Genomic DNA, 20,771 nt, shown 5'->3' with positions numbered 1-20,771 from the left:
AATTGTCCCTGGACCTGTATCACGAACCGCGGAGCCAACTACAGTTATTTCCAATAAAAACCCCGATCAGGGCAGCTACAAAAATCTTTTCGTATCTTGACGAACTAATTTGTGATAAAAAAATGGACTTACGTGCCTTAACATTTTTTCGAACTAGGTCATGTTGATATTTATCCGCGTGATAGAGTCGAACGATGAGATCTAAGAATCGGATTCAACGTCGAGAATCTATGATGTGATTGAAAAAAGGTGCCTTCATCCAAAGACGGCGCCGGACTTCATAGCAACGTCGTTGAGAGGGCCGTGCCGATTCGAACGCCGTTGCGGTTAGACTATCGAACCACCGCTTTTCTAACGGTCGGCCACCGGGCCCACGAAGAATTTACGCAGGCACCCAGCTGATTCAAAAGGGTTCCCCCCTTCGACAATCGACCCGGAAACGGCCTTGACCTATACAGCGCCACGAATACGCTACGGTCACGCTTTGGCCTTTCAATTATTAGGAGCCGGTGATGAAAGCCCTGGCAAAAAATATTTTGAAGAAAACACCAGGGTTATTGCGATTATTGCATACGGTGCAAAACGACAAGCCCTTCATCACACGACGGATCGAGGGGATTTTCTCGAAGAAGGATAAGGTTTTCTTTGTTCAAGTTGGTTCAAACGATGGATTGCATGGGGATCCACTCAATAAATTGGCCAGATATAACTCGAAGTACACAGGTATATTAATAGAACCAGTCAAGTATGCGTTTGAGCAATTAAAATCGAATTACGGCAATGAGGACAGATTTATATTTTGCAATAGAGCGGTTTCGGACGGTCCGAGTAGAAAATTTTATTACGTTTCCAGCGATGCCAAAAAAGAGATACCCAATCTCCCTGAATGGTGGAACCAGCTGGGGTCCTTCGACAGGAATCATATCGTTAAGCATCTGGATGGGAAGCTTGAGCCGTATATCATCGAAGATCAGGTGAGATGCTCAACGCTGAGCGAAATCTTAGTCGAGCATAAGGTGGATAAAATCGACTTCCTTCATGTTGATACCGAAGGGGCCGATCTTGCTGTCTTAAAAACGATGGATTTTTCAACCTCCTTACCGACAGGTGTTTTGTACGAGAAAAAACATTTATCGACTGAAGATGCCGCAGAGGCAAAACATATGCTGATTGAGCAAGATTATAAAATCTTTGATTATAAAGACGACGTATTGGGTATACAAAGGTCTGCCATCTGAGCGGCCGGATTCGGGCCGGGCTGATTGCGAGATCGGCCCGGACGGGAAAAGCTGGGATACAGCGCTGACGGAGCCCGAGCGCGACGCGGGCTGTGCGGATGCCGCACCGGATCGAGATACAGACTGCGCATGGCAAGAGCATCGCCGTCGCCTGCACGGAGGCGGATGTCTTCGAGCACAGCTCCGACCGCTGGCGCCGAGGAATGCGGCGATCAGGCCGGGAGGATGACGGATCTGGCGCGCAGGAACACGCGGCTTCGTCGTCTGGTGGCCGATCGTCCCGGTAAGCAGGGGCTGGCGGCGGTCGCCTCGGGATCCGGAGGGCAGCGCCGGCAAAACCTGCGGCCCCCGAGCGACGCCGGCCGGTGGCGGAGGATGGGGTGGGATGGCCGGGATACGGACGCGTCCGCCCCCGCCATGAGCGCCTGTTTGCGCAGGCCCGCGCGTCTCACAACACCGGCGCATGCGATCCCCGGGCCGCGGGGCGGCGGTAGGTGCATCGTCCTCGCTCCCGGCAGGTGACGGGCCGCCATCCCGAACGCCACGCCCGCCCCGCACGCATCTCCCCCCTCCTCTGTCTGAGGGGCGGGCGGGTATCGCGGCCACGCTCCAGCCGCGATGAAGAGGGAGCGGGCGGGGCGCCGGCCGGACGCTTGAACTCTTCCGCGCGGCCTGTTCTTATTGCTAACGGAACAATATGCGGAGGGCTCGCCCCGTAATAACCAATCGGCGTGGCCACTTGCCAGGACGGATGGCCTTGGGACAGGCTCGGGTCCGATCGGCCGCCGGGCAGAGACGGCCGCCTCCGGCGCGCACCGGTCCGGGATGGCGCCGAGGCATCGGCGGCTCCGGAGCGGGGCTCGATCCGCACCGGGCACCCAAGGCGAAGGGCTGAGGCGCATGACAGAGTCCGGCGATAAGCCAGACAAGATGGCTGAAGTCGCCGGGCTGGCGGCCGCGATCGCCGATCGCATCCTCGACCAGCACGCGGCCGGGACGTCGATCCCGCCCGAGCAGTTCCGCATGCTCGTCCGCGCGGCCCGCATGCTTCTGGACAATGAGGTGCCGTGGCCACCATCCGTCGAGCACGTCGTGATGGAGGTCGCCCAGCGCTTGCAGGCTGCTGAGGCGCCGTCGGCCGAGGCGCTTCCGGGACCGAAGGGGGACGATGTCGTCGTGCATCTGACACGGTCTCTGAGCGCCTTGAAGCGGTCGTGACCATCCGTGGAGAGGGGGCGGCCCGCGATCACGCCCGGCCGCGGCGGGGCTCCCTTCGTGGCGGCCTCACCGTCACGGCCGACCCCTGCGACGTGGGAACGCCGTGCGCCGGCCGGGATGCCGCGCGGAACGGCCGTGCGGCGATGGAGCAAAGCCGGCCGGTTCTTCGTTGCGGTGGGCGAGGCAGGCGGCATCGTGGCCCGCGCCGGTGCCGGTCCGGGCCGGTGCATCGATGCCGTCCGCCATTCGCAGGCGGCATGTCGGCGGGCGCCTCCGGGTTGAGCGCGTCCGTCAGGAGGGAGGCCGGTTGGCTCATTTGATCTCGATCGCCGCCGCGGCAGGCACGGCGGCCCTGCTCAGCTGCGGAGCGGCGCGGGCGGCCTCCGACATCACGATCGCGGCGATCGCCACGGGCCGGCTCTACGTGGTCGGCACCACCGATCAGCCGCACATGCCCGTGGTTCTGGATGGCCAGTTCCGCACCGAGTCGGACGACGGCGGCAAGTTCCAGTACGAGCTGGTCTACCATCCGGCACGCTGCATCGTCTCCGCGACGATCGCCGGCAAGGCCTACCCGGCGGTGGTCAGCAATTGCGGCGAGCAATGCACGCTGCCCGCGCCCGGCGGCGCCGGAAGCCCGCAGCAGGTCTCCGGCAAGCCCCCGCCGCCGGGCCCGATGCTGTCCGCCGCCGCGAGGCCCGGATCCGAGGGGCCAGCCACGGGCGATCCCGGACCAGTCCCGCCTCGGTCCCCCATCGCGCGTCCCCCGCTCCCGCCGCAGAGGCCGAGCTTCGGCCCCGGCAACTGAACCGGCCCGGTCACCCGCTGCACGGGGGAACGCGTCCGGGCTCGGGCGTCGATGCGAAGCCGCTAGAGACGTCCGCCAAAACGGCTCAGGCTGGCGAGGCGAGGGGCTTGCCCTTCTCCACCGTGTAGGTCCCAGCCACCCGCGTGGCCCCCGACCCGTTGCGCAGGCTGTGCGGGGCGACGGCCGGGATCTGGAAGCTGTCCCCGGCCCGCAAGGTGCGGTTCGGCTGGCCGTCGACGAGCAGTTCCGCCTCCCCTTCCAGGATCACCGAGGATTCGATGCCCGGATGCGTGTGTCGGGCGACCGTCGCCCCCGGCGCGATCTCGGCGGCGACCTGGACGACGACGTAGCGTCCGTCCGGGAGCTCCTCGGTGCTGAGGATCTTGCGCGTGACGCCGGAGGTCTGTCCCGCCGGCTGTGCCTGCGACTCGACGGCGACGGCCGCGAAGCCGGTCGCCACGGCGCAGAGCGCACAATTCACGAAGCCTCGTCTCGACAGCATCGCCGCGTCCTCCCGATCGTGGTCTTGTTCTTTCGAAGCGAATAATTTTCATCCGCGATCGCAAGGATGCGCCAGTTCAGAGCACCTTGCAAAGACCCCGCTCCCCGCGGGGCCGCCGCATGGAAAAAAAGCCCGTTCCGGCGGACCGGACGGGCTTGAGTGCGCCATTGGGGTTTGGGAAGTGCCGAATTACCCCGCGGGGCGCTGGACCGCATCGCCTGTTTGACGGAGGCCGCGGACCGAAGGGTTCTCGGCGGCGGTCGACGGATCAGGGGTCGCGGGCCGTCACGCCGAAGGGTCCGTTCGAGGACCGTCCCCGAGCCGACAGACGCGAGACCGCGCGTGGCCGACGGATCACGGACCCGCCGACCGGAGGGCGTTATCGGCTGCGCGCGTTCGGATCGCGGACGGCGCCCGCTGCGGCTGCGCTCAGCGCGGCACTGATCACGACGAGGAGACTTGTTGAGATCACGGCACAGGCTCCATTCGATCGAGCCAAACAGCACCAACACTGGTTAACAAGCCATTAAATCGTCCCGAAAGAGGATCGAATGGTGTAACCACTGAAACGACTTGTAGAGCTAAACCAGAACCGTGGCGAGCCGCATGCGCGTGTCGTCAACAGCCAAGCCCCGTGGCGGCGCCCGGCCGGGGACGGGACCGGCTCCGCGGCCGGGGATGCGCCCGCCGCGATAGGACACGGCACCGGGCTCCGGTTTCGAGGCGTCTTCGCTCTCCGAGCCTGAAATCCGCTGCGCCGTGCAGCCCCTGCAGCGCGGTGCGAAGGGATGGCCCGGCCGGTCCCTGCGGGGACGATCCGAAGCGGGGGCTCAGCCCAGCGTCTCGGTTCCGGTCCCCGGGGCGGCACGTGCGAGCCAGCGCTCGTCGAGGTCAGTGGCGTTTCGCGCGGCGATGGGCTGCGTGTCGTCACCCTCGGCGAAGACCACGATATCGTCGGGGCCGACGTCACGGGTGGCGTAGAAATCCCACCGGCGATGGATGACCCGCGGTCCCCCGAAGATCCGGAAGGCGTTCCAATAGCGGTCGTCGCGGAAGCCGACATAATGGACGCAGCGCGCCACCCGCCGCCGCCCGTCAGGACCGCCGCGCGATCAGCCGCGCCAGGCGCGGTCGCAGGGGCAGGAAGAGGCGGTAGGCCACCTCGGCGATCATCAGCGCGGGTCGGCGGCCGAAGACGCGCCGGTCGAGCAGCCGGCCGAGCCAGCGCCAGCCCGGCAGGGTCGTCCAGAGGCGGGCGAACGCCTCCGCGCCGGAGACCAGCCCCCCATCCGCGGTGCGCACGTGGAAGCGCCGCAGGGCCGTGTCGCGATCGAGGTCCGGTCCGAGCGTCGGCGCGGCCACGGTCCGGCCGACATCGACGAAGGCCAGCCGATCCGCGCCCGCGCACCCGCGATAATGGTCGATCTCTGCGCGGCAGAGCGGGCAATCGCCGTCGTAGAAGACCTGGAGCGTCTGCCCCGATGCGCCGTCGCTCATGCCTGCACCGAAGCTCCCAGCTCGATCATCGGCCCCTGTCCGCCTGCGGGGCCCGTCCTCAATTGGCGGCCGGGATCAGGATCAGTTTGCCCTTGAACGGGGCGTCGGCATTCCGCGTGCTGGTGCAGGCATATTCTTCCTGGCCCGCCTTCATCGTGTGCAGACGCAGGGTGCCTTGGCCGTTCTGCTTGACGGTGTAGCCCTTCTCGCTCGCCACGTGGACCAGATCGCCGTCCGCGTGCAGGACCAGGCCGTTCTCGAACTGACCGGGCGCGGTGAGCGTCACCGGCGCGTCGGCGCTGCTCACCACGTGAAGCGCGACGTTCGTATCCGCCGGGAGCTGTAGTTCGGCCGGATCGCAGACCGGCTTCCCGTCCTTCATGCTGATGGTCAGCTCCACCGGCGGCATCGCGTCGTTTGCCGGAGGCGGGAGGGGCTTGCCCTGCGCGAAGGCCGGCCCCGCGACGAGCAGCGCGACGAGGGCCGCCGAGCCCCGCGAGAAATTCAGCATCCGAGGCATCTCCTGGACGGGGGTCCGGCCGCAGCCGACCGCAGGATCAGGAAAGGCGACGCGCCCCGCCGTGTTCCTGGGCGCAACGCCGCACCGAGGCCGCGCCAGGCCCGGATGCGGTCCCCGGATCTCAGTCGAGGGCGTAGCCGAGCAGGCCCTCGGTCGCCTGACCCTCGCACCGCGCGTCGGTCGATACGAAGTGATCCCGGCCGCCGGCCAGGCAGCGGAAGATCGGATGGCTGCCCGGCCGAGGCGCGTCGTAGAGGTAGCCGGTCTGTCCCAGCGGGGTCCGGCCCTCGCAGCGCGCATCGCGACTGAGGAAATGATCCGCGCCGGCCATGCAGCTCATCAGCATGGCGGTGCCCGGTCTCGGGAGGAGGAACAGCGCACCGAGCGCGTGCTCGATCCGGTAATCCGGAGCGATGTAGCCCGTCGTGACCCAGTGGCCGCCCGGTCCGAGCGCCCGCTTCAGGGGGGCACGGTCGGAGGCCCGGGTCTCGGTCGCCGCGGCGATTCGCCAGGTGCCCGGATAGGGGTCGCCCCCCGAGAAGTAGACGGTGATGTTCGGCAGGAACGGGCCGATGCTGCCGAAGGCGTCCCGCTGGAAGCCCGGGCTGTGATTGAGATAGAAGCCCGTCACATCCGCGTTCAGGTAGCCGACCGGGCTCCATTTCGCCGGGCTGCCGCCCATCAGGGCTGTCATCGGCATCCTGTAGAGACCCATCTGGAAGGTCTCGCGATCCGGGTTGCGCGCCGGATCCTTGCAGGCGACCCGCTGGCAGTCGCGCCCCGGCAGGCCCGTGATCACGTAGACGTCGCCCGAGGACGGGTCGTAGGCGAAATCCGAATTCGGGTTGATGGTCGCGCCGTCGGTCGTGCCGTTGGGCACCCGCACCGGCGGGTCGAAATGCACCCCGTCTGCCGTATGGCGCACGTAGAGATCGCCGAACCCCGGCACCCCCTGCGGGCCGGTCAGATCGGTGGTGAACACGTACAGGCTTGAGCGGCCGTCGATGTTGATCGTGGCCGGTTGCCCGGTGCCGTAATTCCCCTGCGCGACCGCCGGGTTTATCGGGGCGATGACCGGCGTGGGGTAATCGACCCAGGTCACCGTGTCGTTGGAGAAGGCCAGGCCCGTCTGGTTGTTGTGGCCCGGCAAATTGTCCGATCCCGAGTAGTACATGGCGTACGCGTAGGACCGCCCGTCGACGGGATTGCGGAACGTGCCCTTGATCACGCTCGGATCGCAGACATACTGGCGGTTCCAGGACCCGGGCGTGGGCTGGAAGACGACCTGCGCCGGGGAGAACCCGGCCTGCGCGCTGTAGGCGCGGTGGAAGATGACGTCGGTCTTGCCCTGTCCGCACCACCAGATGTCGGTCGTCCCGCCTTCGGTGATGACGCTCGGGGCGTAGTTGTACCCGCTCGGGTTGGCCTCGTTGACGAACAGGGCCTGCGCCTCCGGCCCCTGCCAGCCGGCCTGCCCCGCCGTCGACAGGACCAGCGCTGCAACTGCGGCTGCGACGAGCGATGCGTGCGGCGATCTCCGTGTCACGACCGTCCCTGTCCTGCGTTCCGATCGCCCGACGCCTGCGCCGCGGCGCTCGGAACGGCCTCGAAGACCCGGTTATATCGTGCCGCGACCGCGTGCCCAGCATGTCCGGGCCTCCCGGGATCGGCGGTCGCGATGAGGGCTGCGGCGATCCGCAACGGCGCCCGAATCGGCCGCCGCGCCGGGTTGACGCGCGTGCCGAACGCTCCCACACTAGCGCGTACCGTTGCATCCAAGTGCCTGTGCAACCACAGGAAATACGAGACCCGCGCGCCGGCCCGGCGCCGATTCCGTGTTCGGGCGGAGCGATGGACGGGGTCCGTGACTGCGCCCCAGCACCGCACCGCGATCATCCGCTGAAGGGACCGTGCGGACGTGAATTCGACAGCCCTGTTCACGATGGTGAGCCTCGTTCTCGGTTGGGCCCTCCTGGCCGGCGCCGCCCTCGTGAGCGGCCGGCTGCCGACCTTGGCATTCCTGATCCTGACGCTGATCGCGCTCTACCTCTACGTGCCCTGGGTGCGTCTGCGCGCCAGCGGGATCGACGGATCGAGCCGGCCGGTCCGGTTCTGGACGAACGTCGCCATGCTGATCGTCAGTGTGGCCGCCTGCCTCGCCCTCGGGGTGATGCTCGCCCGGAGGACCGGATTGCTGTGATCGCCCTCGGGCCGCAGAGCGCGCCGGCCGCCGGCCTCAGTGTTTCGTCAGCGTCTCGACCACCGCATCCGGCCCGATCGTCTCCGAGAACCGGGCCAGCCGGCTGCGGCTCGGCTCGCTCAGGCCGCCGGCATGGGCGAAGGTAGTCAGCGCGATGCCGACCAGGAAGCGCGCCTCGTCCGCCGTCACGGCCCGCCCGCTCAACGTGCTGGCTGCGCCGCGCACCGCGCGAACGGCTTCCTGGAATGCCGGGTCGTCTTCGAGGTCCGACAATCGTGACATGCGCGTGGTCCCGGGTTCAGCGTGCGATCAGGGCGGCACGGTCGCGCTTCTCGGCCCGCCGCCGCGATGATCTTCCGTCCTGTCCGGAAGATGCGCCGGGGTGGGGGACAGATCTTCGATCCGGACATGCGTATCGAAACCGTCCGACCGACGCGCAGATTTGTCGAGGCTATCAGCCAGGGTGTCATCGATCAATTCGAAGATCTCGGTCTTGGCTGATCTATGTTGCAGACATGGGTTCGGGGCCGCGCGCTGATGGCCGAACCGCCGGTCCTGTCCCCCACCGGTGATCGGCCGTCATGCGTCTGCACGCGTCCGATGGCGATAAGATCGCCGCACAGGTTCCCATCCTCCCGGACATCCTCCTCCGGCCATCGCCGACTTGCGGTGCCGGATCGGCACGTGGATGCCGCCGCCGCTAGGTCTCGCGGGCGGGATGCCCGCAATCCTGTCCTGAGCGCGATCATTCGGTGTCGCAGGGGCCGTCCCGGGCGCGTAGGATCCCTCGACCCTCACGCAGCCCCCGTTCCCGCATGCCGTTGCAAGTGCTCGTCCACCGGATCACGGTTCTCGGCCTGCTCCTGGGGCCCTGGGCCGCCCAGGCCCGGGAGATGCCGGGGCCGGCGGCGCGCAGTTGGCTCTCCGATCTGGTCACGCGGATCGACGCCGCGGACCGCGCCGAGCGGCGGACGGGTTCCGGCCGGAGGGCCGGCACTGTGGTGGTCCATATGGAGATCGCGGCCGATGGTGCGGTGCAGCAGGCCGAGATCGAGCGCAGCTCGGGCTCGCCGGCGCTCGATCGGCGGGCGCTTCGCGCCGTTCAGGCCGTCGGCCTGCTGACAGCGCCGCCCGCCGGGTTGCTAAGTGGCTCCGGAATGGCCGATCTCAGCATCCCGGTGGACCTCGGCCGCTGACCGATAGGCCGAGGGCGTGGCCGCCGCCAAAAGCGATGTCATCAATATCGGCTATCGATCCAATCTGTTTGGATCATGTTGCTCCGCAGCGTAGATATCCCCTCGAAGCCGGGCCCGAGCCCGGACATCGAGAGGATCGCGTATCATGACCGTTCGTACCTTCATTCTGGCCGCCCTCGTCGCCATCCCGATGACCGGTGCCGCGCTGGCGGACGATACCGTCACCCTGACGCCGCCGCTCTACCGCGAGCAGGCCCGGGCTATCGCCACCGTGCGTCCGGCATCCGAACTCGCCACGACGCCGCGCCTCGTCCCGGCCTCCCCGGCGGCTCCGCGGATCGTAGCCGCCGCCGCGCCGACGCGGTGATGCCGGCGGTGTCCCGACCGTGTCGCGGGCATCCTGTCCGCGACACGAATACGGTGCGATGGCCGGACACCCGGCGGCTGCCGGCGCGCACCCACAGGTGAGGAACGGCGCGGTGCCGTCGTCCGGCCCCCTCCCCGCTCGCCGCGCATCGTTGGCATGCCCCACGGGGACGGCTCCCTCCCGGCGGCGGGTGTATCATGGCCCGAAATGGAGGGAGTCATGGCCTACAAGATCACGTTTCGAAAAGGAAAGCGGATCAGCGCGACGAAGCTCTGGCCCTGCGATCTGGAGGCCGCCATCGCCCACGCCAGAGCACAGCTTCCGCACCAGCAGGCACTGAGCGGCGTAACCTCCGTGAGCGTAACCTGCGAGCGGACCGGTGAAGTCGTCTTCACCCTGACCGAGCGGCAGCCCGAGACCGTCGATCTGTAGCCGGGTCTCCCCGGGGCCCGGCACCCGCGTCCGGAGCCTACTCCTGGAGATGGACCGTCCAGGGGTCTGTGAACACGTATTCTTCCAGGTTTCCGCCCGGGCCGCCGCGGTCGATGACCACGAAATCCTGCGGCGCCCCGAACGGCGTCAGCACGCCGTGCCACGTGCCCCGCGCGTAGCAGATGCCCTGGTGCGGCCGGGTGGTGACGAAGGCCTGCGGCGGACCGGGTCTCCCGCCCTCGTCCGGGCAGACCACGACCAGGAACGGCGCGGTGCTCAGCGGGACAAAGGCCTGCGCGCCGAGCGGATGGCGCTCGACCAGGCTCAGGCGCAGGGGCAGCGCGTAGGGCTCCGCCTCCACCAGGCCGATCACCGTGCGCGCGCCCTCGCCCACCACCTCGACCTCCGCCAGATCGTGGAAGCGGCGGGCCAGCCCGGCGTTCATCGGGCGCGGTGCGGCACCCGCCCCGTCGATCACCGTGCCGAACGGCGCGAAGGCTTCCGCCGTGAGAGGCCGGGCGAGGACCGATCGGGCCGCGGGGGGCGTCGCCGGCGCGCTCATCGGGCGAGCCCGCGCGGCGCGAGGGCCGGATGCCGGTTGACGTCCTTGTACAGGAGGTAGCGGAACCGGCCCGGACCGCCCGCGTAGCAGGCCTGTGGGCAGAAGGCGCGCAACCACATGAAGTCGCCCGCCTCGACCTCGACCCAGTCGCGGTTGAGCCGGTAGGCGGCCTTCCCTTCCAGCACGAACAGGCCGTGCTCCATCACGTGCGTCTCCTCGAACGGGATCGTCCCGCCGGGCTGCAGGGTGACGATGGTGACGTGCATGTCGTGGCGCAGATCATCGGGGGCGACGAAGCGGGTCGTGGCCCAGGCGCCGTCGGTGCCGACCATGCCGACCGGCGCGACCTCGGCCTCGTGCGTGACGAAGGCCTCCGGCACGTCGAGGCCCGGCGCGGGCTCGTAACGCTTGCGGATCCAGTGGAACCGCGCCGGCTCGGTGTCGCCGTTGCGCAGGCGCCAGGGCGCGCCCGGCGGCAGGTAGGCGAAGCTTCCGGGGCGCAGGGCATGGGCATGGCCGTGGAGCTCCAGGCTCGGACGGCCCGCGACGACGAACACCACGCCCTCGGCCTGGCCGTCGGGCTCGGGCGCCGCGCTGCCGCCGCCGGGGGCGACCTCCATCAGGTACTGGGCGAAGGTCTCGGAGAATCCCGACAGGGGGCGTGCCAGGATCCAGGCACGGGTTCCCTCCCAGCCGGGCAGGAAGCTCGTGACGATGTCGCTCATCACGCCCCTGGGGATCACCGCGTAGGCCTCCGTGAACACCGCCCGCCCGGTCATCAGGCTCGTCTGCGCCGGAAGGCCTCCGCAGGCGGGATGGTACAGCGGTGGGGTCATGGAAGCTCTCCGATGCTCCGTCCGTGGATCGGGACGGTCCCGCGCCGGGCTTCGCCGGCGGCCGGGCGCTGTCAGGCCGATTGGCGCCGCACGCCCGGCGCGTCAAGGATCGCCCCGCGGATCGCTGTCCCCTCCTCGCGCTGCCGGCTCCCGTTCCGGAGCGGCCCGCCCGAGCCCCCGATCTCGACCGCGATCGCGTCGATCGCCGCCCAGTGCCCGGTTGGACACCCGGCATTCCATTTGGCGCAAGTCGATACGGACTGGACACCTACCGTCCGGCTAAGTATTTCCCCTGCAGGAATGGGAGGTCGATGATGCGCGTTGCGGTCTTCTTATGATCTTAGTGTGTCCTGTCATCGGGTCTTGCTTCGGACCAACTGAAGATAGACATCGGGCCGCGCTCTGGCCGAGAGCCCCGATGTCCGACAAGACCGATTTTACGAACCGCATGGGCAAGGCGATGATATCTTTGGCCGCTATCGGGAACACCCGGGAATTGACCTTGAGCGATAGGGTCCGCACCTGCGGCGTGCTGCAAGGCTCGGCGTCTTCGGACCAGGAGTAGCCACCGGCCGCGGCCGGTGAGGACGTCCGGGCGCGATCCGGCGTCCTTCGGCCCGGCGTGGTGCTCCCGCGGAAAACCAGTGCGATTGATGAGGGCGGGGTGTTTCGAATGGAGAAGAGCGTGATGCGGTCTCTCGGTCTCGTCGTCGTGACCATCGCCCTGTCCGTGACCGGATCGATCCTGCGGGCCGAGGAGCCGGCCGCGCTGCCGCCGCAGACGCTGAGCGCGGCCAAGCTGGCGGGTCTTGCCGGTTTCGTGAACGTCTCCTGCGACACGCTTCGCACGGACGGCGAGCGCTTCAAGGGGGCGATCCGGGCGATGGGTGTCGATCCGGCAGAGCTCGACCGCGGTGCCCTGATGCTCCAGGCGCGGAGCTATCTCGTCGCGTACCAGAAGGACTTGCCGGGCAGTTGCACCCGTGCGGAGGCGCTGTTCGGCCAGTCCGGGCGGATTATTCCGGGGATCTTCGTCCCGCGCTGACGCGTCGCCCCACGCGGGGGATGCCGGTTCGGCGTGAGACGTCACGAGCGAAGCACCGACACGGCGCGGCGCTCCGCCCGTTCGCGACGAATCACGGGGGCCGGGACCGATCAGTCTCCTCCACTCCTCGGAGCCGTTTCCGGTCGCGCTGCTACAGGGAACGGCTCTGGCTCCGTGTGCGAACCTACTGTCTTGCGCCGAACCGGCATCCATGTCGGCGGACAGCACTCGCGCCGCATGGTCTACGCTGAGCTGTGCCGGCGCTGCCTCGATGCCGCCTTCGCTGGCGATGATCCGATCGCGGGGCGTCTTGTGAATGTCCCGGTCGAGGGCCACCGCGTCGGTCCTTCAATCTGCCTGGTTGGGAGTGGGTGAAGCGCGACTGTCTCGGGCCCACCGCGGATGCGCAGATGAGATAGCGTGTCGAGCCTGCCGGAACCTCTCGGCGCGTGCGATACACCATCGAGACACCGCCCAAAGGTGTTCGGCTTCGTCAGCCCGAGGACATCGACGATCCCCTGACGGACGTGCTGCGTGCCGGCGGCCGCCGCCCGCTCGCTCGCTCAGGCTGTCGCAATGGAGGCGGACGTCTTCCCGAGGGCGAGAGGCAGGATCTGCGGCTGTCGGACGGCCGCGTCCGGCTCGTGCGGTACGGCCACGGGCCGGAGCGAGCGATCCAGACCGGCATAGGTCCTGTGCCGGTCGCGTGGGTCCGAGGATTGGGTCCGGTTCACCGCGACACTCCAGCCGAAATGGGCGCGGCGCCCCCACAGCCTGGAAGCCCCGCTGCCGCTTCGCCACCTCAATTCCCACCGTGCTCCGAAGCCTTCGTCCTCGCTTCATCCCCGAGGCCTCTGGTCCAAGCCGATCCCCTCAATCGGCCCGGTCCAAAGCCAGCCGGTCAGGTCACCGGGGTGCGGATCGCGCATCGATTCCACGTGGGAGGTCTGCGCTGCGAGGTTGAACAGGACCTCCTGTCCTTCGACGGCGGCGGTATCACGCACGACGCGCAGACGATCGAGGTAACCGTCGAGGTTGAACAGCTCCGCCCCGTCGTTGGGCACGAACGCGTCGAAACAGGTGACTTGCGCGCCCGCATCGACGAGCCGGCGGGCGAGGTTCGATCCGACGAACCCGACCCCGCCGGTGATCAGCACGCGCCGTCCGATCCAATCCAGGGGCTGCGGCGGAGGCAAACTCGTCATAGGGGAGGTTCCGAGGGCCATGCAGCCGGGACGGACGCAAGGGCACCTAATATTGGTTTCGCCCCGATTTCGAACGGATATCGAGATCTCGATGCGCCATCCGCGAGGGGCGCTCTTACCCTGCCGCGGACGGGCAGGATAAGCGCGGCCACCCCGAGATCCGGCCGGCTCTGCGCGCCGGAGGACGGGCAGGATCGGGCCCGTCCGCGCTGGATCGCGGGCACCGCGCCCTCTTGACACGCCGGGCCTCCCGCAGCCTAGAAGGGCCGCCTCGCAGGCGCCATCCCTGACCGGAACGGCACGACTTTACACATGGGTCACCCCATGCTCGCGGGGGCCGGGCGAGCCGCCCGCGCCGAAATCCAGGCCGCGCCGCGGTCGCACAGAAGCGGAGCACGGATTTTGGACCGCCGGATCCGAGACGCATTCCCCCTGCCCGCCGAGCGGCCGGACTTCGCCCCCTTCTCATGGAAGCTGGACGGCGGTGGCCGGGACCTGATCCTCGATCTGATCACGTCGCGCGACGTGCGGGTGATGATAGAGGTCGGCGTGCTCTACGGCGGCTCAGCGCTCCAATGGCTGCGCCACAAGACCGATCTAACCCTGATCGGCATCGACCCCTGGGCGTTCGACGCGGACCAAGTTCGATACTGGTGGGGCAACCGCCACGCCTACGGCATCGACAATCTGGACGCCGGTGGCCTGTCCGACGACGCGTTTCTGAATCAGCTGTTGCGGCCCGAAGCTGCTTATTTCGCGACGATCAGCAATCTCTGGGACTTTCGAGATCGGTTCGTGCCCATCCGCGGCCGCTCACCGGAGATGCTGCACACGGTCGCGGCGCTCGGCGTGGTCCCGGACCTCGTCTACTTCGACAGCGACAAGGAACTGGTCGATCTCGATGTCTGCCGCGCGTCGTGGCCCTCGGCTATCATCAGCGGCGACGACTGGTGGTGGTCGCCGGAGGGGCAGCCGGACGCCTACCCGGTGCAGAAGGCCGTGCAGGACTTCGCCGCCAAGCATGGTTTGACTGTGATGAACCACGCCGCGACGTGGTATCTGGCCCCAGGCGCAGCCGCCGAGGTTTGACCGCCTGGTCTGATCCGGTGCCGAGCGAGCGTGCCGTGTCCACTGAGACGCCCATGGGCCGGGCTTCACTCTGCATCCGAACAGAGACTGCGCAACCGGGACGACGTCCGACGACCCGCTGGCATCCTTCCGGGCCGTCATCGCCGCGGCGCCGAAGCCGGTCGAGCCGCCCACGGATGCCGAGATCCAGGACTGGGTTCAGATCGATTTCGCGGCGCTCTGGCGCACGGTTGACGCGATGAACGCGATCGTACGGGCCGACTATCAATCCGAGGCCGAGGTCTACATCTTCATCGCGTTCATCAACTGCATCAACGATAAGAGCATCGGCGCCTTCAGAGCGGAAAGACCGGGCAATCCCTGCAGGGCACCCGCACATGCGCCTGAAAGCCCGGCCCCTCCACCACCTGCGGCGCGATGGCCCCGCATCGGACGCATAAGTCGGTGACGGGCGACGACCCCCAGGTGCTGCTCGTGCGCCTCTTCGGCTGCCGGATCGCGGCGGGCTGCTACCGGTTGACCGCCGAGCCCGGGAACGGGCTGGAGACCAGCGCGAACGCCGAACTTTACCGAGCGGGCGGTAGCCGCAGCGTCCGCGCTCCCCGGCGCTTGCGCGCCAGCGACAGGGCCGGCAGCCCGGCACGGCCCCCCAATCGAGGATGTCGAGGGGGCCATCGGACGCGGCATCGCGAAAGACATGGTCGATGATCAACGCGCGCACAGCGTCGGGTTCGAGGAGTCGGCCGCTGGGATCGCCGCGCCCGCGTCGCGTTCGGCCTCGGCCCTGGCGTCGGCCCGGCATACCAGGCCGCGGTGTGCGTCGATTGCGGGCGGCCGGTTCCACGCCGACGTCTCGGAGACCTGATGCACCCAGGCGAAGCTATCGCGCCACGGGGGCACCTGAACCAAGGTTCCGACGTTCTCGGGCGCCTCGAGGCCGAAGGTCGCGACCTCCGCCTCCACTTCGACGAGTGCGAGGAGATACGGCAGGTAGATCGACTCGAAGATCAATGCCCGGTTGAGGCCGACCAGATCGGGCACATACTCGTCGATCCCGTGGCCGACAGACTGAGCTCGGTCGTGCTATTCAGTGTGTGGAAATGGTCGAAAATGAGCGGATCGTCGCCGACGAACACGTGGCCGTTCCGAAGCGGGAGTGGATACGTGTCGATTTTCCAAGGCGCGAGATTGCCGCCGCGATGACGGGCCTCGACGAGACCCCTGAAGTTCTCCGGCTACACATCGAGGTAGCGCTGATCGGCTAAGCGCTCGTCCTCCATGTAAGGAGTAACACCATTCGAGGCACCGCTCGCGATACGAGTTGAAGCAGGCGCGCCCCTGGCGGTCGTTTCGCCACGTCAGCCATCCGACGTTGAAGCGCTCGTACTGCGCGTGGTGGGCGTTGCGTTCGGAGAAACGGTGGCCGCTGATCAGGATTTACCGCTCGCCGAGTTCCGAATACAGGAGCTCTGAGCTGCTGAAAAACAGAAGATCCACATCGAAATAAGTAATCAGCTCGATCTCAAGCTCGCTCGCCAGGATGAACAGCGGCAGGGTCAGCGTGAGCGTGAAATACTACTCGCCGCGGCCGCGTCGCGCCCGGACCGCGGCGAGCGCCGGATCAATCCGTTCCAGATCCGGGAGCTGGATCGGGACGAGATGCGGCAGGGCCGCCCTGGCGAGAGCGTCGTAGCAGGTGTCGTTCAGGCAGAAGGCGTGGAGCCGGAAGGACGGGCAATGACGAGCGAGCGGTACAGCGCCAGCGCGCGCGAGAGGTAGCGCGCATCGAAGTAGGTGCGGGAATGGCGGATGGTCCGGCCGGCCGGGCGCGCGTCATAGTCGGTTGCGATTATCCTTCTCCCCAGAGAGCCTCGTCCCACTCCCAATGCCTGGGAGCCCTTCCGCTGGCCGCGCCGGCGTAGCGGGACTTGATAGTGAGAGGCTCATCGAGGAAGGCGTATGGGGTGTCGACCGCGGCCCTCAGGCCTCGGACAACGGCCCGTCACGATATGGCGGCAGATTCCTGACCCAGGGTATCATGGAGATCAATCAGGTTCTCGATCGCCCGCGACCTGAGCATCGTCTGGCTCTCGCCAAAACGGACGTCGAACTGACCGTTCCCAGCGTGCCGAACCCGCAGCGCGGCTTGATCCGCCGATCCGGTCTCGCCTTCGAGACGGTCCTCGATCACGAGGCTCGACGGGCTGGCATCCGCCCAGAATGCGAGGACGTGGATGAGGCGTCCGATCGCGCCGCGGGCGGCTGTCCGCTCGCGGTCCAGGAACGGGCGGCCCGCCATCCGCCGTCTCCGGCGCAGCCTTTGCGCCGATAGCGGCCGTCCCTTGATGATGGTGTCGACGATTTCTGGGGTGCTGGCCGGGGTTCGATAGTCCGGAAGGGTTGGATCGTCGAAGGCAGGAACGAGGTCGCCGACATCGACGGCCAAGCCGCACAGAAACATCTGCGTGTAGCGCATCGCCCACAGGAACTGCTGCGGGGAGACCTTCGGCGGAGCCGCCAGGCAGGCCATGTAGGTGGCACGGTCCCGGGTGTAGTTCAGCACGTCCTCCTTCGGGAAGATGTCGACGCCCCGGAAGGCCTGGAGGGACGGCAGGCCGAGACGGACGCACTCGACTCCCATCGACGTCCAACTCGTCAGCACGAGATCGGCGAGCTGCGCCAGCGCGTAGGAAGAGACGTCGCTCTCCGGCAGGACGACGTGAATGCGCGGGCAGCCCGTTTCCATCACGGCATCGACCTGCGCACCGTATTCCGAGCGCACGCTGGAGCGATGATTGGCGGCGAGCCGGGGATGGAACCGGACCACGAGTTGATGATCCTCGCGCTCGGCGACGTAACGCGCGATCGTCCGCAGCCAGTCGATCTGGTCCGCGAAGGCCTCGGGCCGCTCGTCGAAATCCGTGGTGAACAGGCGCCGCTGCTGCTTGGTGTTGTTGAGTTCGTCGTCGCTGCTCGTGAACGCCACGAGCGTCCGCCGCGCCGGATCGACCCGTTCGGTCAACGCACTGATCTCGCGGGCTCCGGGCGAGAACACGATCGACGAGCGCCCGAGGATGCGCGTGATCGAATCGTCGGTCACGTCGCTCACTTCGCGGGCATCGAGGGGCAGGTCACGCCATTGCGGCCAGGTTGGGAGCCGGCGCTGCATGTCCAGCACCTGAGGCATCGCGTCGATGATCTGGATCCGCCGGAAGTCGTTGCCGTTGAGGCCGCTGTGGACCACGGGCACGACCCGGGCACCGCGTCGGCCCAGGACCGAGCCGTAGATGATCTCGGTGTAGTACTCGGCGTAGTAGACGAAGATCTGCGGCCGGTAGAGTGTGGCCACCCGCTTGGCCGCCACGTAGGAGCGCAGCCCGTCCTTGACCATGACCCGCACGCGGTCGAGCACGTCCGGATCGGCGCTCGCGAAGATGTCGCGCTTCCAGATCGCCGAGAGGTTTCCGGCAGCCAGCAGGCCGATCTGGATGCCGTCGATCGCGAAGCGGCGCGGATCGTCGACGACGGTCTCCTGCAGGCGAGCGACCTCGGCCTCGTCGCCCGCCGTGAGGAGCGCGCCGTCGGTGGTCACCGGGATCCCGTAGCGGTTCGGGTATTCCTCGGCCCGCGCCCGGCAGTCGGGGCAGAACGCCCGGGTCGGCCGCGGCTCGGTCGGGGCGAGCCCGTCCATGATGGTGCAGCTCTGCCGTTCGGCCGAGCAGGTCACCAGGGTGACCGCGTGCCCGGCTTCGGCGAGCACCTTGCCGACGATGAGCGGCGCGGCGATCATCGACGGGAAGAAGGCGTTGGGCGCGAAGGCGACAATCCTGCGCGGGGCCGCATGGCCCTGCAGGAGATCCCGGAGCTTGAGATCCCGGAGCCACATGGGGAGCGAATTCCTCAAAACTGGCGGACGAGGACCGGATCCCTGACCGCGAACCGCCCGTCGAGGTAGGCGTCCACGATGCGGTCGCCGTGGGTCTCGTAGATCAGGTGCAGATGCGCCGGCTGCCAGTCGACGGAGCGCCAGATACGTCCGGTCGTACCTTGACGGCGCGCCGGGCTGTCGGCTCCGCGCCCGGCCAGGTCGAGAAGCTCGGGCAGGTCGTCGCACAGCGACTGGACGGCCCGGCAAGCGAGGTCGTGCAGCCCGTCTCCGCGGACCAGGGTCGCCTGGGTCTGATGGATCACGTCGCCGCCGTCGATGTCCTGCGTGAGCTGGTGGACGGTCATGCCGGTCATCTGCGGTTCGAGCATGTAGCTCGGCCAGAAATGGGTCGTAACGCCCCGATACCAGGGCGACAATCCGCCGTGGATGTTCCACTTCCGCGCGCAGGCGATCCGGCCGAGGGTCTCAGGCGTCAGCTTGTGCACGCCGTAGGACAGGATGAGGTCCGGGCGCAGGCTGTTGATGAAGTCCGCGGTCGCGGGCGCGTTCAGGGTGTCGATCGAGACGTCGAGCCGGGGGACGTCCGGGAGGGAGGCGCCAAAATGCCGGCTCTCGGACGCGTGCCTGCGGGCGAAATGCAGGTCGAAGAGCGCGCGGGTCTCCGGCGCGAGCCGCTCCGGGGCCGACGGGACGAAAGCTTCGCGGGTCTCGATCACAAGCCCTGCTAGATGGCCGCTCGCGGCGACCGACTGGGCGAGCTGGGCGTGGCGCGGGTGATCGCCGGTGAGGAAGACGACGTTCATGTCCGGGCATCCTTCAGCAGCCCGCCGGCCTTCAGCTTGTTCACGGCGGGCAGCAATTCGGTGACGCTGCACCTGCACTTTCCGGCGATGTCAATGAGATCGTACGTCCCGTCGCTGTAGTTCAGGATCGTAAGCACCCGCTCCAAGATGGTGCGGCCGTCGAAGATCGCGTCGCTCGAATGCTGCCAGGTCGCGGCCGAGTTCAAGGTCGGGTACAGGTCGCGCCGCCCGAGCTGGGGCTCGCCGAACGGGGCCTGATTGATGTAGGGGCCGGCGGCGTCCAGCTCCTTCAGGAAGCGCTCGATGAGGCCCGCGCTTTCCACCAGGGTCTCGATCCGCATGAACGCCTTGGTGTCGAGGGCGTTGTGGTATCCCGCATATTCCCCGTAGATCGTTCGGGCGAACTGGCCGACCGGAAGATTAAAGCCCGGCGAGCAGAATTGCCGCTCGTCCGAGCCGCTGGTCGGCGTGAACGGTCGTATTTCCAGGGTCTCGGGCTCCCGGTCCGCCCAGGAGCGGGCGAGCCGGTCGATGCGGGTGTCGCCCCGGCGGGTCGCCTTGAAGCTGAGCCGCCTCGACGGCCCTCCAAGGCAGGTGAGGACCAGACCGGCTTCGATTGTCGTGCGCAGCCGCTCCCCGTCAAGCCAGAGATAGCACAGGCTGCCGATGGTCTCGGGATTCAGGAGGAAGCGGTAGGTGAAGGTGCGGTGCTCCCACTTGGAAAGCGCCCGGTAGAGGGCCAGCAGGACGAGGGGGCCGCTCAGCTCGTTGTTGGCGAGCGAGGGATGGCACAGGTAGGAACTGATCAGCACCTCCCGGTCGGTGCTTCCCGTCAGCACGGCCTGGGCGAGGGGGATCTGCCCGTCCTTGAACTCCGCATCGATCGCGACGCGGTAATCGCCCTGCTTCAGGTTCTGCCGGACGTTGTGCGCGAGGCAGAAACCCCAGGTCCGGTTGTAGTAGCTGGTGACGTAGGGGACCGTGTCGGGCAGATGCGGCAGGCTGTGCAGATGGCTCTGCAGCCGGTCGAGCGGAACGGTGCCGTGGAAGCCTTCCGAATAGTTGAGGATGTGGAGGTTGCTGACGTCGGTATCGCAAACCACCATGCCGTCGGGGTCGGTCAGCGTCGCCCGCCGACAATGCCATTCGGGCGGCGTCGTCCAGTCGAAGACGGTTTGGCCGGTCGGCACCCCGAAGTAATCGAGCGGCATATGCTCGCCCAGCACACGGTAGCTCGCTTCGAGGCCGGGGCCGGAGATGCTGCGCAGGATGGGAAACAAGCGATCGAAGGTATCATCGAGCAGCGTGTGAAGGTCGTCCTGCGCCATCGTGAGTCCCATTGCGCCGATTGAGGAGCCAGTGCG

Annotated in this window: 24 protein-coding genes and 1 pseudogene; 12 read left to right on the top strand and 13 right to left on the bottom strand. The window is 67.4% G+C overall.

Translation table 11 applies throughout. The features are described 5' to 3' along the window. Positions 1 to 512: 512 nt before the first annotated feature. The 3 genes from MKK69_RS20345 to MKK69_RS20330 all read left to right on the top strand — a co-directional run bounded on the left by MKK69_RS20345 (position 513) and on the right by MKK69_RS20330 (position 3,264). The gene (locus MKK69_RS20345; RefSeq protein WP_243970837.1) at positions 513 to 1,238 is read left to right on the top strand and encodes an FkbM family methyltransferase; all 726 of its coding nucleotides are present in this window, start codon (positions 513 to 515) and stop codon (positions 1,236 to 1,238) included. Positions 1,239 to 2,168: 930 nt separating this feature from the next. Continuing rightward, on the top strand, positions 2,169 to 2,456 hold the full coding sequence (locus tag MKK69_RS20335; protein WP_243970835.1) for a hypothetical protein: 288 nt from the start codon (positions 2,169 to 2,171) through the stop codon (positions 2,454 to 2,456). A gap of 307 nt (positions 2,457 to 2,763) precedes the next feature. After that, a complete protein-coding gene (locus MKK69_RS20330) occupies positions 2,764 to 3,264 on the top strand; it encodes a hypothetical protein (protein WP_243970834.1) in 501 nt (166 codons plus the stop codon). Positions 3,265 to 3,349: 85 nt separating this feature from the next. Here MKK69_RS20330 and MKK69_RS20325 read toward each other — a convergent pair whose 3' ends face one another. The 5 genes from MKK69_RS20325 to MKK69_RS20305 all read right to left on the bottom strand — a co-directional run bounded on the left by MKK69_RS20325 (position 3,350) and on the right by MKK69_RS20305 (position 7,329). Further along, positions 3,350 to 3,766: a cupin domain-containing protein gene (locus tag MKK69_RS20325; RefSeq protein ID WP_243970831.1), complete on the bottom strand. Its 417-nt coding sequence runs from the start codon at positions 3,764 to 3,766 to the stop codon at positions 3,350 to 3,352. A gap of 830 nt (positions 3,767 to 4,596) precedes the next feature. Then, positions 4,597 to 4,848 carry a hypothetical protein gene (locus tag MKK69_RS20320; RefSeq protein ID WP_243970829.1) on the bottom strand — a complete coding sequence of 84 codons (252 nt, stop codon included), beginning with the start codon at positions 4,846 to 4,848 and terminating at the stop codon, positions 4,597 to 4,599. Positions 4,849 to 4,861: 13 nt separating this feature from the next. Beyond that, positions 4,862 to 5,263 (bottom strand): thiol-disulfide oxidoreductase DCC family protein, encoded by a 402-nt coding sequence (locus MKK69_RS20315; RefSeq protein WP_243970827.1) that lies wholly within the window; start codon positions 5,261 to 5,263, stop codon positions 4,862 to 4,864. A gap of 58 nt (positions 5,264 to 5,321) precedes the next feature. Then, a complete protein-coding gene (locus tag MKK69_RS20310) occupies positions 5,322 to 5,774 on the bottom strand; it encodes a cupredoxin domain-containing protein (protein WP_243970825.1) in 453 nt (150 codons plus the stop codon). Between the two features lie 130 nt (positions 5,775 to 5,904). Continuing rightward, complete coding sequence (locus MKK69_RS20305; protein ID WP_243970823.1) at positions 5,905 to 7,329, bottom strand: hypothetical protein; 1,425 nt, start codon at positions 7,327 to 7,329, stop codon at positions 5,905 to 5,907. A 372-nt stretch (positions 7,330 to 7,701) separates the two neighbouring features. Here MKK69_RS20305 and MKK69_RS20300 point away from each other — a divergent pair, with 372 nt between their 5' ends. Then, positions 7,702 to 7,983 (top strand): hypothetical protein, encoded by a 282-nt coding sequence (locus tag MKK69_RS20300; protein ID WP_243970821.1) that lies wholly within the window; start codon positions 7,702 to 7,704, stop codon positions 7,981 to 7,983. Between the two features lie 36 nt (positions 7,984 to 8,019). Here the strand turns inward: MKK69_RS20300 and MKK69_RS20295 are convergent, their stop codons facing one another. Beyond that, positions 8,020 to 8,265, bottom strand: a complete 246-nt coding sequence (locus MKK69_RS20295; protein ID WP_243970820.1) for a hypothetical protein — start codon at positions 8,263 to 8,265, stop codon at positions 8,020 to 8,022. A 533-nt stretch (positions 8,266 to 8,798) separates the two neighbouring features. Between MKK69_RS20295 and MKK69_RS20290 the strand changes: the two genes are divergently transcribed. The 3 genes from MKK69_RS20290 to MKK69_RS20280 all read left to right on the top strand — a co-directional run bounded on the left by MKK69_RS20290 (position 8,799) and on the right by MKK69_RS20280 (position 9,978). After that, a complete protein-coding gene (locus tag MKK69_RS20290) occupies positions 8,799 to 9,179 on the top strand; it encodes a TonB family protein (RefSeq protein ID WP_243970818.1) in 381 nt (126 codons plus the stop codon). Between the two features lie 145 nt (positions 9,180 to 9,324). Then, positions 9,325 to 9,546, top strand: a complete 222-nt coding sequence (locus MKK69_RS20285; protein ID WP_243970816.1) for a hypothetical protein — start codon at positions 9,325 to 9,327, stop codon at positions 9,544 to 9,546. A gap of 219 nt (positions 9,547 to 9,765) precedes the next feature. Further along, positions 9,766 to 9,978: a hypothetical protein gene (locus MKK69_RS20280; protein ID WP_243970814.1), complete on the top strand. Its 213-nt coding sequence runs from the start codon at positions 9,766 to 9,768 to the stop codon at positions 9,976 to 9,978. 37 nt (positions 9,979 to 10,015) lie between these two features. Here the strand turns inward: MKK69_RS20280 and MKK69_RS20275 are convergent, their stop codons facing one another. Further along, positions 10,016 to 10,540 (bottom strand): ureidoglycolate lyase, encoded by a 525-nt coding sequence (locus MKK69_RS20275; RefSeq protein ID WP_243970812.1) that lies wholly within the window; start codon positions 10,538 to 10,540, stop codon positions 10,016 to 10,018. Further along, entirely contained in the window at positions 10,537 to 11,376 is an 840-nt protein-coding gene (locus tag MKK69_RS20270; protein ID WP_243970810.1) for a bifunctional allantoicase/(S)-ureidoglycine aminohydrolase, read from the bottom strand. Before MKK69_RS20270 ends, MKK69_RS20275 begins: the two co-directional genes overlap by 4 nt. 418 nt (positions 11,377 to 11,794) lie before the next feature. Here MKK69_RS20270 and MKK69_RS20265 point away from each other — a divergent pair, with 418 nt between their 5' ends. The 3 genes and pseudogenes from MKK69_RS20265 to MKK69_RS20255 all read left to right on the top strand — a co-directional run. Beyond that, the gene (locus MKK69_RS20265; RefSeq protein WP_243970809.1) at positions 11,795 to 11,941 is read left to right on the top strand and encodes a hypothetical protein; all 147 of its coding nucleotides are present in this window, start codon (positions 11,795 to 11,797) and stop codon (positions 11,939 to 11,941) included. Between the two features lie 123 nt (positions 11,942 to 12,064). Continuing rightward, on the top strand, positions 12,065 to 12,421 hold the full coding sequence (locus MKK69_RS20260) for a hypothetical protein (RefSeq protein ID WP_243970876.1): 357 nt from the start codon (positions 12,065 to 12,067) through the stop codon (positions 12,419 to 12,421). Positions 12,422 to 12,882: 461 nt separating this feature from the next. Then, positions 12,883 to 13,220: pseudogene (locus MKK69_RS20255) on the top strand (IS256 family transposase); the annotation flags it as partial. A gap of 40 nt (positions 13,221 to 13,260) precedes the next feature. On the opposite strand, the gene MKK69_RS20250 reads toward MKK69_RS20255, so the two are convergent. Further along, on the bottom strand, positions 13,261 to 13,578 hold the full coding sequence (locus tag MKK69_RS20250) for an NAD-dependent epimerase/dehydratase family protein (protein ID WP_243970807.1): 318 nt from the start codon (positions 13,576 to 13,578) through the stop codon (positions 13,261 to 13,263). A 450-nt stretch (positions 13,579 to 14,028) separates the two neighbouring features. Here MKK69_RS20250 and MKK69_RS20245 point away from each other — a divergent pair, with 450 nt between their 5' ends. Next, the gene (locus MKK69_RS20245) at positions 14,029 to 14,715 is read left to right on the top strand and encodes a hypothetical protein (RefSeq protein ID WP_243970805.1); all 687 of its coding nucleotides are present in this window, start codon (positions 14,029 to 14,031) and stop codon (positions 14,713 to 14,715) included. 708 nt (positions 14,716 to 15,423) lie between these two features. Here MKK69_RS20245 and MKK69_RS20240 read toward each other — a convergent pair. Continuing rightward, positions 15,424 to 15,756, bottom strand: a complete 333-nt coding sequence (locus tag MKK69_RS20240; RefSeq protein ID WP_243970803.1) for a hypothetical protein — start codon at positions 15,754 to 15,756, stop codon at positions 15,424 to 15,426. A 53-nt stretch (positions 15,757 to 15,809) separates the two neighbouring features. Between MKK69_RS20240 and MKK69_RS20235 the strand changes: the two genes are divergently transcribed. Beyond that, positions 15,810 to 15,980, top strand: a complete 171-nt coding sequence (locus tag MKK69_RS20235) for a hypothetical protein (protein WP_243970802.1) — start codon at positions 15,810 to 15,812, stop codon at positions 15,978 to 15,980. A 737-nt stretch (positions 15,981 to 16,717) separates the two neighbouring features. Here MKK69_RS20235 and MKK69_RS20230 read toward each other — a convergent pair. The 3 genes from MKK69_RS20230 to MKK69_RS20220 are packed head-to-tail and all read right to left on the bottom strand — an operon-like array spanning position 16,718 to position 20,735. Continuing rightward, a complete protein-coding gene (locus MKK69_RS20230; RefSeq protein WP_243970800.1) occupies positions 16,718 to 18,601 on the bottom strand; it encodes a hypothetical protein in 1,884 nt (627 codons plus the stop codon). Positions 18,602 to 18,615: 14 nt separating this feature from the next. Continuing rightward, complete coding sequence (locus tag MKK69_RS20225; RefSeq protein WP_243970799.1) at positions 18,616 to 19,407, bottom strand: formyl transferase; 792 nt, start codon at positions 19,405 to 19,407, stop codon at positions 18,616 to 18,618. After that, positions 19,404 to 20,735, bottom strand: a complete 1,332-nt coding sequence (locus MKK69_RS20220; RefSeq protein WP_243970796.1) for a DUF4910 domain-containing protein — start codon at positions 20,733 to 20,735, stop codon at positions 19,404 to 19,406. Before MKK69_RS20220 ends, MKK69_RS20225 begins: the two co-directional genes overlap by 4 nt. Positions 20,736 to 20,771: the final 36 nt, after the last annotated feature.

The sequence above is a fragment of the Methylobacterium sp. J-026 genome (genome assembly GCF_022829585.1).
Lineage (GTDB): Bacteria > Pseudomonadota > Alphaproteobacteria > Rhizobiales > Beijerinckiaceae > Methylobacterium.
This window is presented reverse-complemented; position numbering and strand designations above follow the sequence as displayed.

What these genes read in the sequence shown, in the direction of transcription:
- MKK69_RS20260 (WP_243970876.1), top strand. Translation starts at nt 12,065, where the DNA reads ATGCGGTCTCTCGGTCTCGTCGTCGTGACCATCGCCCTGTCCGTGACC.
- MKK69_RS20325 (WP_243970831.1), bottom strand. Translation starts at nt 3,766, where the DNA reads ATGCTGTCGAGACGAGGCTTCGTGAATTGTGCGCTCTGCGCCGTGGCG.
- MKK69_RS20315 (WP_243970827.1), bottom strand. Translation starts at nt 5,263, where the DNA reads ATGAGCGACGGCGCATCGGGGCAGACGCTCCAGGTCTTCTACGACGGC.
- MKK69_RS20345 (WP_243970837.1), top strand. Translation starts at nt 513, where the DNA reads ATGAAAGCCCTGGCAAAAAATATTTTGAAGAAAACACCAGGGTTATTG.
- MKK69_RS20280 (WP_243970814.1), top strand. Translation starts at nt 9,766, where the DNA reads ATGGCCTACAAGATCACGTTTCGAAAAGGAAAGCGGATCAGCGCGACG.
- MKK69_RS20230 (WP_243970800.1), bottom strand. Translation starts at nt 18,601, where the DNA reads ATGTGGCTCCGGGATCTCAAGCTCCGGGATCTCCTGCAGGGCCATGCG.
- MKK69_RS20225 (WP_243970799.1), bottom strand. Translation starts at nt 19,407, where the DNA reads ATGAACGTCGTCTTCCTCACCGGCGATCACCCGCGCCACGCCCAGCTC.
- MKK69_RS20270 (WP_243970810.1), bottom strand. Translation starts at nt 11,376, where the DNA reads ATGACCCCACCGCTGTACCATCCCGCCTGCGGAGGCCTTCCGGCGCAG.
- MKK69_RS20220 (WP_243970796.1), bottom strand. Translation starts at nt 20,735, where the DNA reads ATGGCGCAGGACGACCTTCACACGCTGCTCGATGATACCTTCGATCGC.
- MKK69_RS20290 (WP_243970818.1), top strand. Translation starts at nt 8,799, where the DNA reads ATGCCGTTGCAAGTGCTCGTCCACCGGATCACGGTTCTCGGCCTGCTC.
- MKK69_RS20285 (WP_243970816.1), top strand. Translation starts at nt 9,325, where the DNA reads ATGACCGTTCGTACCTTCATTCTGGCCGCCCTCGTCGCCATCCCGATG.
- MKK69_RS20295 (WP_243970820.1), bottom strand. Translation starts at nt 8,265, where the DNA reads ATGTCACGATTGTCGGACCTCGAAGACGACCCGGCATTCCAGGAAGCC.
- MKK69_RS20265 (WP_243970809.1), top strand. Translation starts at nt 11,795, where the DNA reads ATGTCCGACAAGACCGATTTTACGAACCGCATGGGCAAGGCGATGATA.
- MKK69_RS20275 (WP_243970812.1), bottom strand. Translation starts at nt 10,540, where the DNA reads ATGAGCGCGCCGGCGACGCCCCCCGCGGCCCGATCGGTCCTCGCCCGG.
- MKK69_RS20335 (WP_243970835.1), top strand. Translation starts at nt 2,169, where the DNA reads ATGGCTGAAGTCGCCGGGCTGGCGGCCGCGATCGCCGATCGCATCCTC.
- MKK69_RS20310 (WP_243970825.1), bottom strand. Translation starts at nt 5,774, where the DNA reads ATGCTGAATTTCTCGCGGGGCTCGGCGGCCCTCGTCGCGCTGCTCGTC.